This window comes from Selenomonas sp. oral taxon 137 str. F0430 (assembly GCF_000183625.1).
Taxonomy (GTDB): Bacteria; Bacillota; Negativicutes; order Selenomonadales; family Selenomonadaceae; genus Centipeda; species Centipeda artemidis.
Window position 1 is genome coordinate 346,766 of sequence record NZ_AENV01000005.1, and the last position, 15,520, is coordinate 362,285.

The 15,520-nt window shown below is 59.8% G+C and carries 15 protein-coding genes; all 15 read left to right on the plus strand.

The features are described 5' to 3' along the window. The first annotated feature begins 1 nt into the window (after position 1). The 15 genes from pilO to HMPREF9162_RS02980 all read left to right on the plus strand — a co-directional run bounded on the left by pilO (position 2) and on the right by HMPREF9162_RS02980 (position 15,360). Entirely contained in the window at positions 2–544 is a 543-nt protein-coding gene (pilO, locus tag HMPREF9162_RS02910; RefSeq protein ID WP_254655345.1) for a type 4a pilus biogenesis protein PilO, read from the plus strand. Positions 545–629: 85 nt separating this feature from the next. Beyond that, positions 630–1,799 (plus strand): chorismate synthase, encoded by a 1,170-nt coding sequence (aroC, locus tag HMPREF9162_RS02915; protein ID WP_009752583.1) that lies wholly within the window; start codon positions 630–632, stop codon positions 1,797–1,799. After that, positions 1,796–2,317: a shikimate kinase gene (locus tag HMPREF9162_RS02920; RefSeq protein ID WP_009752689.1), complete on the plus strand. Its 522-nt coding sequence runs from the start codon at positions 1,796–1,798 to the stop codon at positions 2,315–2,317. The genes aroC and HMPREF9162_RS02920 overlap by 4 nt, the downstream gene beginning before the upstream one ends. Before the next feature lie 2 nt (positions 2,318–2,319). Then, positions 2,320–3,411: a 3-dehydroquinate synthase gene (aroB, locus tag HMPREF9162_RS02925; protein ID WP_009438288.1), complete on the plus strand. Its 1,092-nt coding sequence runs from the start codon at positions 2,320–2,322 to the stop codon at positions 3,409–3,411. 56 nt (positions 3,412–3,467) lie between these two features. Continuing rightward, positions 3,468–5,267, plus strand: coding sequence for a diguanylate cyclase (locus HMPREF9162_RS02930; protein ID WP_009658472.1), 1,800 nt, complete (start codon positions 3,468–3,470; stop codon positions 5,265–5,267). A gap of 114 nt (positions 5,268–5,381) precedes the next feature. Then, on the plus strand, positions 5,382–5,723 hold the full coding sequence (rplS, locus tag HMPREF9162_RS02935; protein WP_009438265.1) for a 50S ribosomal protein L19: 342 nt from the start codon (positions 5,382–5,384) through the stop codon (positions 5,721–5,723). A gap of 63 nt (positions 5,724–5,786) precedes the next feature. Beyond that, entirely contained in the window at positions 5,787–6,314 is a 528-nt protein-coding gene (lepB, locus tag HMPREF9162_RS02940; protein ID WP_009658497.1) for a signal peptidase I, read from the plus strand. A gap of 14 nt (positions 6,315–6,328) precedes the next feature. After that, a complete protein-coding gene (locus HMPREF9162_RS02945; protein WP_009752680.1) occupies positions 6,329–7,081 on the plus strand; it encodes an exodeoxyribonuclease III in 753 nt (250 codons plus the stop codon). A gap of 16 nt (positions 7,082–7,097) precedes the next feature. Then, the gene (locus HMPREF9162_RS02950; RefSeq protein ID WP_009752606.1) at positions 7,098–8,723 is read left to right on the plus strand and encodes a peptide chain release factor 3; all 1,626 of its coding nucleotides are present in this window, start codon (positions 7,098–7,100) and stop codon (positions 8,721–8,723) included. A gap of 637 nt (positions 8,724–9,360) precedes the next feature. Next, complete coding sequence (locus tag HMPREF9162_RS02955) at positions 9,361–10,290, plus strand: ABC transporter permease (RefSeq protein ID WP_256359068.1); 930 nt, start codon at positions 9,361–9,363, stop codon at positions 10,288–10,290. Continuing rightward, positions 10,287–11,144: an ABC transporter permease gene (locus HMPREF9162_RS02960; protein WP_009752508.1), complete on the plus strand. Its 858-nt coding sequence runs from the start codon at positions 10,287–10,289 to the stop codon at positions 11,142–11,144. Before HMPREF9162_RS02955 ends, HMPREF9162_RS02960 begins: the two co-directional genes overlap by 4 nt. Then, positions 11,141–11,728 (plus strand): ATP-binding cassette domain-containing protein, encoded by a 588-nt coding sequence (locus HMPREF9162_RS12905; protein WP_009752741.1) that lies wholly within the window; start codon positions 11,141–11,143, stop codon positions 11,726–11,728. Before HMPREF9162_RS02960 ends, HMPREF9162_RS12905 begins: the two co-directional genes overlap by 4 nt. Next, entirely contained in the window at positions 11,725–12,471 is a 747-nt protein-coding gene (locus HMPREF9162_RS02970) for an ABC transporter ATP-binding protein (RefSeq protein WP_009438281.1), read from the plus strand. Before HMPREF9162_RS12905 ends, HMPREF9162_RS02970 begins: the two co-directional genes overlap by 4 nt. A 30-nt stretch (positions 12,472–12,501) precedes the next feature. After that, a complete protein-coding gene (locus HMPREF9162_RS02975) occupies positions 12,502–14,004 on the plus strand; it encodes an ABC transporter substrate-binding protein (protein WP_009438279.1) in 1,503 nt (500 codons plus the stop codon). A gap of 45 nt (positions 14,005–14,049) precedes the next feature. Then, entirely contained in the window at positions 14,050–15,360 is a 1,311-nt protein-coding gene (locus tag HMPREF9162_RS02980; RefSeq protein ID WP_009752496.1) for a porin, read from the plus strand. Positions 15,361–15,520 lie beyond the last annotated feature (160 nt).

Genomic DNA, 15,520 nt, shown 5'->3' on the forward strand with positions numbered 1-15,520 from the left:
GATGGGGCGTTTTTCGATGTGCGGACGATTGCGGATTGCCGCGGGCGGGCTGCTGATCCTCGGGGGGCTCTATGTATTTTTCCTTGCGCCGTATATCGCATCGGCGCGTCTGAATGCACAGAAAGAATGTGCGGCAGCTCATACGCAGCTCGCACGGCTCGCATCATATCGCCGCGCGGACGAGACGGAGACCGCCCGGCTTGACCTGCGCCGCAGTACATACAGTGACGCGCTTCCGGGTATACTCGGTCAAGGCGCGTTCCTCACCGATGTGGAGCACACGGCACATGCGGCGGGCGTGACGATCGATGCTGTCGCGCCGCAGCCGCCCCTGAGTGCGGATGCTCTGACCGTCCTGCCAATCGAGCTGTCCTTTCACGGGAATTATTACGCCGTCCTCGATTTCCTGCATGCGCTCACGGAGGGGGCGCGTGCCGTTCGCTTGGGCGATATGGAGATCAAGGCGGACGAAGGAATCCTGCACTGTGTGCTCATCGTCGAAATCGCATCTACGGTACAGGCACGAGATAAAAATCTGCCGTGATGTTATGGTTACACTCTTGTTTTTGTATCGCAAATAGAATATTATAGATAATGATTATGGATTATAGGCATGGGAAGGGATATCAATGGGCGGACTGCGTTTTATGACGGCGGGTGAGTCGCACGGTGCGGCGCTCACGGCGATACTCGAGGGGGTGCCTGCCGGGCTCAGGATCCCGCGTGCGGCGATCGACGATGCACTCGCACGTAGACAGCGCGGATACGGACGCGGCGACCGCATGAAGATCGAGACGGATCGCGTCACGGTGCTTTCAGGAATGCGGTTCGGCGAGACCCTTGGTTCGCCGCTCACCTTGCAGGTGGTCAATCGCGATTTTGAAAACTGGACGGATCGCATGGATCCCTTCGGTGCACCCGTAGGTGCAAAGGTCACGGCGGTGCGCCCGGGACATGCCGATCTGACGGGCGTGTTGAAATATGAACGCACGGACGCACGCGACATCCTCGAGCGGTCGAGCGCGCGGGAGACAACCATGCGCGTTGCCGTCGGTGCAGTCTGCAGCGCGCTGCTGCGGGAACTCGGGATCACCGTTGCGTCGCATGTAACGGAGATCGGCGGCGAAGCGGTGAACCGCGCGGCGATCCGCGACGAGGACATCGGCGTCACGAACAGCGCCGACCTGAGCTGCTGCGATCCGGACGCCGCGGTACGCATGAAGGCGCGCATCGACGCGGCAAAGGCGGCGGGCGATACCCTCGGCGGCATCTTTGAGATCGTTGTGCGCGGGCTTCCCGCAGGGCTCGGTTCACATGTGCAGTGGGATCGGCGGCTCGATGGGCGGCTCGCAGGGGCGCTCATGTCCATTCAGGCGATCAAGGGCGTCGAGATCGGCGCGGGATTTGCCTGCGCGCATGTGCCGGGCAGCGAGATTCATGACGAAATCTATATGGACGCGGACGGGCGTCCATATCGCCGCACGAACCGCGCAGGCGGACTCGAGGGCGGTATGACAAACGGAGAACCGCTCGTCGTGCGCGCCGTGATGAAGCCCATCCCGACGCTCATGGCACCGCTTCATACGATCGATATCGCATCGAAGAAAGAAGTGTCTGCCGCAAAGGAACGCAGCGACTGCTGTGCCGTGCCCGCCGCATCCGCCGTCGGCGAAGCGATGCTCTCATTCGTACTCGCGGACGCGGTCTGCACCATGTTCCACGCGGATACGATGACGGATCTCATGGCGTCCCTTGCGGCATATCGCGCGCGTATTGACAGCAGATGGCAGGACGTATGAAAAACATCGTTTTGATCGGTTTTATGGGGACGGGCAAGACGAGCGTCGGGCGTCTTCTAGCAGCTCGGCTCGGCTGCGCTTTTCACGATCTCGATAAAAAGATCGAGGAAGCGCACGGCATGACCATCCCCGAGATGTTTGTCCGCCACGGCGAGCCATACTTCCGCGCACGCGAAAAGGAAGCGGTTGCAGCGGCGGCGGCGCGCGGGAACCTCGTCGTTGCGACGGGCGGCGGCGTTGTCAAGGACGCGGAGAACATGCGAGCGCTGCGTAAAAACGGCATCATCGTCGCACTGACCGCAGACGTTGATACCATCCTTGCGCGTACTGCGGCGCGGGGCGAGCGCCCTGTGCTCGACCGTGCGGATGCGGGGGATCGCCGCGCTGCCGTCGCCGCGCTTATGGAGGAGCGGCGGCTCCTCTACGCAGGCGCGGACGTTACCGTTGACACGACGGGACGCGCGCCGCTCGAGATCGCAGAGCATATTATGCAGACCATACGGATATGGAGAAAATAACAATGCGGACGGTAGAAGTCGCGCTCGGAGAGCGCAGCTATCATATCTATATCGGCGGCGGACTCATGGACGAGCTCGCGGCATTCGTGCGCGCGGCGGACTTCTCTTCGCGCGGACTGCTCGTGACCGACGCGCAGGTTGGCGCGCTCTATGGCGCACAGGTCGCCGAGACACTCACACGCGCGGGGATTGCGGCGGAGATCGTCACGATCCCTGCGGGGGAGCCGTCGAAATCGCTCGAGACTGCGAATCGCATTTACACGCGTGCCATCGAGCTGGGGCTTGATCGGAAATCGCCGATCTTTGCGCTCGGCGGCGGCGTTGTCGGCGACCTCGCGGGATTTGTCGCGGCAACGTATATGCGCGGAGTGCCCTTTGTCCAGATTCCGACCAGCCTTCTCGCACAGGTGGATTCGAGTGTCGGCGGCAAGGTCGCCGTCAATCATCCGCTTGGAAAGAATCTCATCGGCGCGTTCTATCAGCCTGCGGCGGTCTTTATCGACCTCGATTTCCTGCACGCGCTCCCGCCGCGTGAGATCGCTTCGGGACTCGGGGAGATCATCAAATACGGCATCATTTCCGACGCGGATTTCTTCACATGGCTTGCGGAACACACCGGCGATGTGCGCACTCTCCAACGGGACAGCGCTGTCCATATGATTGCACGATCCTGCGAGATCAAGGCGGACGTTGTCGCACGCGACGAGTACGAGGGAGGGCTTCGGCGCATCCTCAATTTCGGACACACGATTGCCCACGCGATCGAGAAGGAGACGGGCTACACACGCTATCGCCACGGCGAAGCCGTCGCCGTCGGAATGGTCGGTGCGGCGTATATCAGTGAGGAGATGGGGCTGCTCTCGCCGGAGGAGCGCGCACGCATCGAAGCCTTGATTTGCGGTGTCGGACTGCCGCTGTGCGCGGAGGGCGTCGCGCCTGATGCGATGTACGCCGATCTCTTTCACGATAAAAAGACCGTCGGCGGGCGTCTTCACTGGGTGCTTGCGAAGGGCATCGGGAGCACGGAGGTACGCGCCGATGTGCCGGAGGAGACGGTGCGGCGTGCGTTGGCAAAAATAGTCAAAGGTCCCTGAAGTGCACTTAAGAAAAACTTATTTTCAACGAATGAACAATGTGGGGAGGTGAGTGTGTGCGATCGCATCTGTATTCGCTGATCGGGACGCTGATTGCTGCAGTTATACTATGCTTCGGGCATTCGGTATCTGCGGCGGCGACCGATTTGGAATGGGAATACTGGGCAGAAAGCACACCAATGCCGCAGACCCCCGCGAAGCGGCCGCCGAATTTTTCGCCGGAAGAGGGGCAGTGGCGGAAATTCAATCCACAGTACGGCGTTGCCGTCCCGAACGATGAACATTACGTTTGGGTACGCGTGTTTATTCCTCTGAATACGGCGGCGGATGACAGTCTTTTTTTCTCGACGAACGATCAGTCCGTGCAGGTGTTTCTCGACGGCCTTCCCATCTATCGCTATGGTGCACTCAAGCACCGCGACTATACATACGGGCGCAAGTGGCACCTCGTCAACCTGCCTGCCTGGGCGTCGGGGCGGCATCTTGTCATGCAGGTGTATGCCGACAACCGGTGGGTTCTTGGACAGTTTGACCGTGTACGGCTGGATAAATCCTCCCATTTGATCGAACACGTATTTCTCCATGATTTCCCCTATGTCAGCGGTGTGACGGCGCTCGTCATCTTCATCATTCTGCTCGGCGTCTACTTTTTCACCGAGAAGAAACTGCGCGCCACCTATGTGCGTCTGATTACCTTCCTCTTCATATTCTTTGTGTGGATGCTTGGCTCATCGAGTCTCATGCTGCTCTGGCTCGATTATCCTGTGTTCTGGTGGTATGTCGAGATGACGGCGGCATATCTCATCATTCTCGCGGGATATTGGCTCATCTACCATGTGATCGATGAGGATTATAAAAAGCGCGTCCTGCGCGTTTCCTACGCCTACATCGCCATTATTCTCGCCGCGGTTGTGCTTGAGCTCTGCGGCTTATACGGCATGTATCTTATGCGGTTCTTCTTCTATCCCACGCTCGTTATCTGCGGCATTCCAACAGCCTATTGGCTTTGGAGCTGTCACAAAAAGGGGAATATGTACTGCCGTCCGATCCTCATTGCGTTTGCCGCACTGTCGATACTTGCGGTTCTTGATGGGCTGTCGTTCCAGTTCCGTGTCTTTGCGTGGAACACTTACCTCCTGCCGTTCGGCATCTATACAGTGGCATTCTTTATTGTACGGCTGATCCTTGACCGAGCGGCGAACGAACGCTATCTCTCCGATCTGTCCGCATCGCTCGAAAGTCAGGTGGATGCGGTCACAAAGCGTATGGAGGTTGATCCTCTCACGAGCTGCTACAACCGCAACAAATTTCCGTCGGCAGTGCACGACTTCATGCGGATTGCCCGCGACACAGGCGAGCCGTTCTCACTGATCATGTTTGACATTGACCACTTCAAACGCATCAACGACACTTACGGTCACGATGTCGGCGACGTCGTGCTTGTGAATTTTGCCCGCACGATCAAAGCCTTTCTCGATCGGCGCCATGTACTCATCCGCTGGGGCGGCGAGGAGTTCATCCTCCTCTGCCTGCACTACGACGGTGCGCAGGCGCAGGCATTCGCCAACGTGATCCGCGAGGCGGTCTCCGAGGAACGCATTCACCCCTCGGATCAGGTTACGTGCAGCGCCGGTGTCGGTGTTTGGTACGGCAGCGACGAGGATACCGCAGACTGCATCGTAAAGCGTGCGGACACCGCCCTCTACGAGTCGAAACAAAACGGACGCAACCGCGTCACCTGTGAACCGGACTGGGCGCTCTATATGCCAAAACGCGGCGTAAAGCGAAGTCAAGCCATGCCGCCGCCAAACTGCACCGGACGTGATTCCGACCGGAACGGCGAAAATAGGGACTAGAAAAATTTTTCCTTGCACCCGCGCGCATCTTATGTTATAGTCATCAAGTATGTGTATAGATGGTCCGCCGGGCGCAGAGGGCGTCTGTGAACATCTGATCGAAGGAGGAAAACAATGAATATCATCGAGGTCCTGGAAAAGGAGCAGCTCCGCTCCGACATTCCGCAGTTTGCACCGGGCGACACCGTCCGCGTCCATGCCCGCATTGTCGAGGGCACGCGCGAGCGCATTCAGGTGTTCGAGGGCGTCGTCATCGGACGTCAGGGCACGGGCGTCCGCGAGACTTTCACCGTGCGCCGCATCGCATCGGGCGTCGGCGTCGAGCGTCTCTTCCCCGTGCATTCCCCGCGTATCGCAAAGATCGAGGTGACGCGCCGCGGCATCGTTCGCCGGGCGAAACTCTACTACCTGCGCGGTCTCACGGGCAAAGCTGCCCGCATTCGGGAAAAGCGCTAATCGTAAGAGCGATGGGGACTGCTTCGGCAGTCCCTATTTTTGCTGTTATGAGAGGAGGATTTTATGGAAAAGGAAAATTCGACCGCTTCAGAAATCAAGGACTGGGTCATCTCCATCGTCGTCGCCGTGGCGCTCGCGATGTTCATCCGCACGTTCATCGTCGAACTCTATGTCGTGGACGGCCCCTCGATGCGACCAACGCTCGAGTCGTCGGAGCGGCTTGTCGTCAATAAATTCATCTATCGCTTCCGCGCGCCCGAAAAAGGGGAGATACTTGTATTTCAGTACCCGCGCGATCCGAGCCGTGATTTCATCAAGCGCGTCATCGCGACGCCGGGTGATACCATCGAGATCCGCGAGGGGCGCGTTCTCGTCAACGACCAAATCCTCGTCGAGGATTACATCCTCGAAAAGACGCGGAGCGAATACCCCAAAATGACCGTCCCGGAGGGGCATATCTTCGTCATGGGCGACAACCGCAACAATTCCGAGGACAGCCGCTTTGCCGACGTCGGATTCGTGCCGTACGACCTTATCAAGGGCAAGGCGGTCATGGTGTTCTGGCCGCTGTCCGCCTATAAAACACTCTAAAAAGGGGGACTTTCATGCGCTTTGTATCATGGAACGTCAACGGACTGCGCGCCGCACTCAAAAAGGGCTTCATGGAGTCGTTCAAAGAACTCGATGCGGACGCCTTCTGCCTGCAGGAAACGAAGATGCAGGAGGGGCAGGCGATCCTCGATCTGCCCGGCTATGAGCAGTATTTTTACAGCGCCGAGAAAAAGGGATATTCCGGCACCGCGATCTTTACGCGCGTAAAGCCACTGTCCGTTGCCCGCGGCATCGGCATCCCGCAGCACGACAACGAGGGACGCGTCATCACGATGGAGTTTGACGATCTCTATCTCGTCACCGTCTACACACCAAACTCCCAAAATGCGCTCGCACGTCTCGATTACCGCATGGCATGGGAGGACGCGTTCCGAGCGTTCCTGCTCGAACTGCGGTCGAAAAAGCCCGTCGTCGTCTGCGGCGATCTCAACGTCGCACACACGGAAATCGACCTCAAGAACCCCAAGAGCAACCGCCGAAACGCGGGCTTTACCGACGAAGAGCGCGGCAAATTCGGCGAGCTCCTCGCGGCGGGCTTCGTCGACACCTTCCGCGCACTTTACCCCGACAAAGTCGGCGCGTATACATGGTGGTCGTATCTGCGCCACGCGCGCGAGACGAATGCCGGATGGCGCATCGACTACTTCCTCGTCTCCGAGGAGCTGCGCGGGCGCATCGCCGCCGCCGAGATTCATGCGGACGTATTCGGGAGCGACCATTGCCCCGTCTCGCTGACATTATCCTAAATCCGAAGGAAGATTCATGGCTACGTTAAAAGAAGAGCTCGCGGCAGAGATTGCCAAACGGCGCACGTTCGCGATCATCTCACATCCGGACGCGGGCAAGACCACGCTCACCGAAAAGCTCCTCCTCTACGGAGGCGCGATCCATCTCGCGGGCTCCATCAAGTCGCGCAAGACGCAGCGGCACGCCGTCTCCGACTGGATGGAGATCGAGAAACAGCGCGGTATCTCCGTCACGTCCTCCGTCCTCCAGTTCGACTACGACGGATACCGCATCAACATCCTCGACACCCCCGGGCATCAGGACTTCAGCGAGGACACCTACCGCACACTCATGGCGGTCGACAGCGCCGTCATGATCCTCGACGCGGCAAAGGGCGTTGAGGCGCAGACACGGAAGCTGTTCCGCGTCTGTCGACAGCGCGGCATCCCCATCTTTACCTTTGTCAACAAACTCGATCGCTTCGGAAAAGCGCCGCTTGACCTCATGGACGAACTCGAAAACGTCCTCGGCATTCGCTCCTATCCCATGAACTGGCCCATCGGCACCGACGGCACCTACCGCGGCGTCTACGACCGCGAGAAAGACCGCATCGAGCTGTTTGCCGAGGACAGCACCCACGGACAGGAGACGCGCGCCTCCGAGATCTTTGCCCCGGACGATCCCGCGTGGAAGGATCGCGTCGGCGCCGAGACCTGCGCCGCGCTCGCGGACGATCTCGAACTCCTGCGCGAAGCGGGGGAGGAGTTCGACGAGGAAGCGGTTGCCGCAGGACGACTCACGCCCATGTTCTTCGGCTCCGCCATGACGAACTTCGGCGTGCAGAACTTTCTCGAAGAGTACATCCGTCTCGCGCCGCCGCCCGCGCCGCGCATGTCCTCAGACGGCGTGATCGAACCCGACGACGAACAGTTCTCCGGATTCGTCTTTAAGATACAGGCGAACATGAACCCCGCGCACCGCGACCGCCTCGCGTTCATCCGCATCTCCTCCGGGAAATTTGACCGGAACATGAGCGTCTGGCACGCGCCGAGCGGCAAACTCATCAAGCTCGCGCAGCCGCAGCAGTTCCTCGCGCAGGACAGGCAGATCATCGACACCGCCTATCCCGGCGACATCGTAGGGCTCTTTGACCCCGGCGTGTTCGGCATCGGCGACACCCTGTGCGACCCCGCGCACAAATTCAAATTCGAGGACTTCCCCGTGTTCCCGCCCGAACGCTTCGCGCGCGTCGCCGCAAAGGACACCATGAAGCGCAAGCAGTTCGTCAAGGGCATTGAGCAGCTCACGCAGGAAGGCGCGATACAGCTCTTCGAGCAGGTCGGCGCAGGGCTTGACAGCTACATCGTCGGCACCGTCGGCACGCTCCAGTTCGAAGTGCTTGAGTATCGTCTCAAGAACGAATACAACGTCGACATCACCATGCAGATGCAGCCCTTTGAGACCGCACGCTGGCTCGCGTTCCCCGACGGACGCGCCGTTAGGCCCTCCGACCTGCGCGGCGCAGACCGCGGCATGTTCGTCCGGGATAGGCACGGCAACCCCGTCCTGCTTGTCAATAACGAATGGGCGCTCGGGTGGATTCGCGAAAATAATCCGGAGTTGGAATTAGGTCAAGTGCCTTTCGATAGGAATAAGGCGTGACACGGGATTTTCGCGCCTAGCTGTGTCATTTCGTCGAATACTTCGGTCGACGTAGGTCTAAAACTACGCCTTCCCTCGCCTTCTCCTCATTCCTTGCTATGCATCGAAACTTCCGCGTCACTTAGGTGGGCGGCGCAAGGCGGGATTTTCGCGCCTAGCCCGTTTTATAGCAGCATACTCTGCCGTACCGGCGCGAACGTCGCGTTTGGTGCGGTTTTTTCATGTCCCGGGGAATGGTAAGTATTGACAATGGTTCTTGGCATAAGCTATACTGCAATCAGATAAAATTCATAGAGAGGACGGCGGCATGATATGCCGACCGTTCGCAGAGCATCCGATTTGTGTATTGGCATCATCCCGCCGAACACAGCCTATACTGTATGAATAGGAGTTGTATACACGTCGATATCGGCCGGTGTGCCGGGGCTTTTGCGCGGGGGTATCTCCCCGGACGACGCAAGGGCATCGTTGCTGCCGGAGACTTACGTCTGTATTCGCGTGCAGCCGGGAAGGGATGAGGATGCTCTGTTCGCTTGTTTGACAGGCCCTTCTGCGTTTGCAGAGGGGCTTTTATATTGCCGCGGTCAGGGGGGCGGCGATATGGGGACTATGGGGAAAGGAAAAAAATATGTGGCGTATGATTTTACGGCGTTTTCTCATGATGCTCGTGATCCTGTTCCTGCTCTCTGTGATCACGTTCATCCTCATGCACACGTCGTCGTCGGACCCTGTGAAGCTCTATATGATTCGGTCGGGGATTGTGCCGACGCCGGAGCTGATTGCGGAAGTACGCGCGCTCTACGGACTGGATGAGCCGCTTTGGGTGCAGTACGGCGTGTGGATGAAGAATCTCCTCTCGGGAGACCTTGGGTATTCGCTGCTCTTTAGCATGCCGGTGTCGACGCTGCTGGCCGATGCGATTCCCAATACGATTCGCCTCTCGGTGTGTGCGATGATATTGTCGATCGTGATTTCCGTGCCGCTCGCGATCGCGGCGTTCCGCTTTCACGGGCGCCCGCTCGATCTGGTCATCCGGTTCGGCTCGTTCTTCGGCATTACGATTCCGACGTTTTGGCTGGCGCTCATCCTCATCTATGTCGTTTCGGTCAAATTATCGCTGCTCCCGATGAACACCTCCGGCATGGAGGGGCTGATTCTCCCGTCGGCTGCGCTCGCGGTCTACTATGTGGGGCTCTACGTCCGCCGTCTGCGCGGGGCGCTGCTCGAGGAGCATATGAAGGACTATATTACGGGCGCGCGTGCGCTTGGGCTGTCCGACCGTGTGATCCTTTGGCGGTACCTCATGCCGAATGCGCTGCCGAATGTGCTCACGATGCTGGGAATCTCCCTCGGCAATTTGCTGGGCGGCACCGTGGTCATCGAGTCGATCTTCGGCTGGCGGGGCATGGGCTTCCTCATGGTGGAGGCGATCAAGAACAATGATTTTACGCTGATGCAGGCGTATGTACTGTGGGGCTCGGGGGTTTTTATCGTTGTTAACCTCGTCATGGATATTCTGTGTCTGTGGCTCAATCCGCAGGTGCGTGCGCAGGAGGTGCGGGGATGAGTCTCTTTTTTGCGCGGATGCGGCGCAATCCGGCATTTGTCGCGCTTGTCGTCCTCTTGATCCTATGGGTTCTCTCAATGTTCGCCGCACCGTCGTTTCTCTCCTACGACGCCTATGCGACGAATACGGGGACGCGTCTGCTGCCGCCGTCGGCCCAGCACCTCATGGGCACGGATCAGCTCGGCCGCGATCTTCTCGCACGGGTGCTCGTCGGCGGACAGGCGAGCCTCATGGTCTCGATTGTGAGCGGCGTGCTTTCCGCGGCTTTTGGCATCGGCGTCGGCGCTGCGATGGCGATGACGCGCGGGCGCGTGCAGCTCGTCTGTACGGGGATCATCGACTTCTTCCTCGCGTTCCCGAGCCGGGTCTTTCTCGTCGCTCTGGTCGGCTTTCTGGGACCGAGCGTGTTCAACATCATCGCTGCGATCCTCATCACGACGTGGGCGGAGTATGCGCGCATCACGCGCACGATCGTCCGCACGGAACGAGAGAAGTGGTATGTGCGCTATGCGGATGTTTCCGGTATTCCCTTTTCGTGCAGGCTGCGCAGCTATGTGCTGCCGAATGTCATCCCGCAGATGCTCGTGTTTTTCTTCCAGCATCTGAGCGACATTATTCTTACCGTTGCGGGCCTTTCCCTCATCGGCATCGGGATTCAGCCGCCGACGCCCGAGTGGGGCATGCTCCTCATGGGGTCGAAGGACTATATGCAGACGGCGCCGTGGCTGCTCATGTTCCCGGGCGCGGCAATCTTCATCACGGTGGTTATTTTCAGCCTGATGGGTGATGAGCTGCGCGACATCTTCGAGCCGCGCTGGGAGCGCGGGCACAGAAAGGAGGCGCGGGAAGCATGAGCGAACGGGAAAATCAGCCGCTGCTTTCGGTGTCCCGGCTTTCGATTGAGGTGGCGCGCAAAATCGTATTGGACGATGTGAGCGTCGAACTTGCGGCGGGGGAGTCTCTCTCTGTCATCGGCGCGAGCGGCTCGGGAAAGTCCACGCTTCTGCGTGCGATTCTGGGCATCCTTCCGCACGAGGGGCGTATCTGCGGCGGCGAGATTCGCTATCGTGGGAGGGCGCTCCTCGGCGACGATGCGGCCTATCCGTTCCAGCTCTCGGGCGGCGAGCGGCAGCGCGTGGCGATCGCCATGACGCTCTCGCTTTCGCCGCGGCTCATCCTGCTCGACGAGCCGACCAGCGCGCTCGATCCGATCGCATCGCTCGACTTTCTGAATCGCATGAAGACCTATCAGGAGGACGGCGCCGCACTGATTTTTGTGACGCACAATATCCGCGCGGGGGCGTATCTCGGTGACCGGCTGCTGATTCTGCGCGGGGGACGCGTGGTGGAGACGGGGAAAACGGCGGATGTCACGGCGCATCCCGCCGATCCTTATACAAAGGAACTGCTGTCTGCGGTATTGGAGGTGCGGCCGTGAACGGGAAGGAGATGAAGGATCGGGAGCAGACCGCCGCCGTGCTTACGGTACAGGATGTACACAAGTCCTTTCGGACGCGCGAGGGGATGCTCGACGTGCTGCGGGGCGTTTCGCTTTCGGTGGTGCGCGACGAGATGGTCGGCATCGTGGGGGCCAGCGGCTCCGGCAAGTCGACGCTCTTTCGCGTGATCGCGGGGATCGAGCAGCCGGACAGCGGATCGGTCTCCTATCGGGGCGTCGTCCGACTGGTGTTTCAGGATCCGCGCGAGGCGTTTTCCCCGCGCATGCAGATGCGGGAATTTTTCCGCAGCGCGCTGGCATACGATAAGGAGGCGGCGCGGGGGGATCTGGAGGAGCGCGTTGCCGCGATGCTCGGTGAGGTACAGCTTCCGCCGCGCGTGCTGGATGCGCTCCCGCATCAGCTGTCGGGCGGCGAGCTGCAGCGCGTCATCATCGCGCGGGCGCTGCTCCAGCAGCCCGACATCCTGCTCTTTGACGAGCCGACGAGCGCGCTCGATGTGATCACGCAGCGGCAGATTCTCGATTTGATTGCGGCGCTGCGCGGGCGGTTCCGATTTGCGGGGCTGTTCGTCAGTCACGATCTCGGCGCGGTGCAGCGGGTTGCGCAGCGGGTCTGCGTGCTCTATGAGGGGAAGTTTGTCGAGACGCTCGATGCGGCGCGGCTCACGCAGGCGGAGCATGCGGCGACGCAGGCGCTCCTGCACGCGCAGCAGCTTTTATGAAGGGGTTTATTTGGTTCAGGAGGTTTTTTGATGAAACGAATACTGTCCATGTTTCTGCTCGGCGTAAGCCTTTTGGCGCTCGTCGGCTGCGGCGGAAACGCGATGAAGACGACGGCGGGCCACCTCAATCTTGCGATCTGGTGGTTCGGCGAGACGCTCGATCCCGCGCACGCGTGGGACAGCTGGACGCTGACGCGCATCGGCGCGGGCGAGACGCTCGTTGCGGTCAACGAGCATATGGAGTTTATTCCGCAGCTCGCGGACAAATGGGAGAATGTCGATCCCGTGACGTGGCGGTTCCATATCCGTCAGGGCGTGAAGTTCCAGAACGGCGATCCGATGACGCCGGAACTGGTCAAGGCCTCCATTGAGCGCAGCATGAATGAAAACGAGCGGGCAAAGAAGATCGCACGCATCAAGGAAATGCGCGTAGAGGGGGAAGACCTCGTCTTTGTGACGACGACGCCCTATGCTTCGTTCGTCTCCAGTCTTTCGGATCCCGTATTCATCATCGTGAACACGCAGGCGGATCTGTCGAAGGTCGCTTCGACGCCTGTGCTCACAGGTCCCTATGCGATCACGGGCTGGACCAAGGGGGTAGAGATCCAGCTGAAGCGCAACGAGCACTATTGGGACGGCACGCCCGGCCTCGAAACCGTCACCGTCAAGAATGTCGAGGACGACGTGTCGCGCGCGATGGCGCTCCAGTCGGGAGAGTTCGATCTCATCCAGCGGCTTTCGGCGGCGAACCGCTCCCTTTTCGAGAATAATGCGAACTACGGGATCTATGAGACGACCGGCGTGCGCGTGCAGATGCTGACGACGAACGAGGAGGGCGTGCTCGGCGACAAGAATCTGCGCACGGCGCTCGCCTATCTCTTTGACAGCGAGGCCCTCGCGGAGGTGTACGGCAATGCGGTAGCGGCGGGCGAGCCGTTCCCGCCGAGCATTCCGTACGGTCATCCCGGGGAGAAGATCACGCACGATCCTGCTAAAGCGGATGCGGCCTTTGCCGCGGCGGGCTATACCAAAAATGCGCAGGGGATGTATGAGAAAAACGGGCAGCCGCTGACGCTGAAGTTTGCGACGTGGGGCGACAAGACCACCCTCTACGAGGCGATTGAGTCGCAGCTGCGCGAGGGCGGCGTCGATGTCAAGATGATCCATGTGCAGGAGCCGGATAAGGTGGACTCCGTCGGCGGCTTCGATCTGCTGGAGGAGGACTGGGCGGTCGCGGCGACGAACGATCCGTATTCGTGGCTGCGCGGCATGTTCTACTCCGACAGCACGTCCAACCGCGGGCACTATAAGAGCGCCGCGTTCGACGCGATCCTTGACGAGATGGCGACGGCGATGGATCCCGCGCGCAAGGACGAGCTCGTGAAGGCCGCGGCGCGGCAGCTGATCGAGGACCAGCCGACGCTGTTCCTCACGGTGCCGATGACAATCCTGGCGGGCAAATCAAATGTCAAGAACGTCAAGATTTTCCCCTTGGATTACTATCTGCTGACGAAGGACGTTACGGTCGAATAGACAATGTGCAGAGATTTTGACCTGGGAAAGGGAAGGCAGGATTTTATGAAAAAACATATGCTCAGCGCTCTCGTCGGCGCAGCGCTCATCGGCGCGCTTTCTTCCTCTGCCGCGGCCGCGGCGAACCCGTTCAGCGATGTGCCGCGCGACCATTGGGCGTACGACGCCGTGACGCAGCTCGCGGCGGACGGCGTCGTCGAGGGCTACGGCGACGGCACCTACCGCGGCGACCGCTCCATCACGCGCTACGAGATGGCGCAGATGACGGCGCGCGCGATGGCGAAGGGCGACCTGTCCGCATCGGACCGCGCGCTGGTCGACCGCCTTGCGGCGGAGTTCGCGGACGAGCTGAACAATCTCGGCGTTCGCGTCTCGAACCTCGAGCGCAACGCCGATATGGTGAAGTGGGAAGGCGAGCTGCGCTACGTCTACCTGAGCTATCGCGACGAGCGTCGGGACGGGACGACGGATAAGCACAATACGAATATGCTGCAAGTACGCCTGCTGCCGAATGCTGAAATCAATAAAAACTGGCGCGTCAAGGCTCGTCTGACGGGAACCACCGCCCTTGCCAAGGATCAAGCGGGTAATGTGGCACTCAGCTACCTCTACGCGGACGGCAACTATGGAAAGCTGCGGCTTCAGTTCGGAAAGATGTCCCATTTCTGGTCGTATTCCGACGACGGGCTTGTCGCCGACTCGTGGTTCTCGGGCGCCATCGCCACCTACGGCTCGAAGGTGAAGGTCATGGCGGAGGCGGGGCGTTGGAATATGAAGAGCGCGCACGTCGGGATCTCCGGCTATGTGCCGGCGGGCGGCGATACGTCGAACCATCAGGGCATCGGCATCGACTATGCGAATGGAAAACTGCAGGCAGGCGTCGCCTATCGCCGCTGGGAAGCGGATACATTCCGTCTGTTGCCACAGTACCGCAGGAACGGGACGAGCAATCGGGCGTCTATCTGGTCGGTCGGCGGCAAGTACAGCTTTACGAAGAACGTCGCCCTTGCCGCACGCTTTGCGGAAAATACCGAAGCGGATAATTACAATCGGTCGTATAACTTCCAGCTGAACTATAAGGGATCCAACACGAAGGATCCGGGCTCGTGGGGCGCGTATGTCGCCTATCGCCGCCTCGGCGGCTACAGTACGCTCATGCCGACCTATGAGATCCACCGGCAGACGTACAAGACGCCCGTACATGACGGGGAGTTCGGAACGAAGGGCTGGGTCGTCGGCGGCAGCTTCGCGCCGATGATGAACACGAACATCGACGTCGGATATTTCCACGGCAAGTCGCTGAACACCGGAAAATCCGCCGAGACGCTCTATACGCGTGTGCAGATGTTCTGGTAAATAACTGAAGACTGCCTGATATACGGCGGAGACCGCGCGAAACGCATGCGTTTCGCGCGGTCTCCGTTTGTTCGTCGTCATTGATATCCGTGTGCGTTGCGGCTTGCACATGTTGCGATTATATTGTAGGCTATGTCCCGGATTGAATGAGCTTGATATT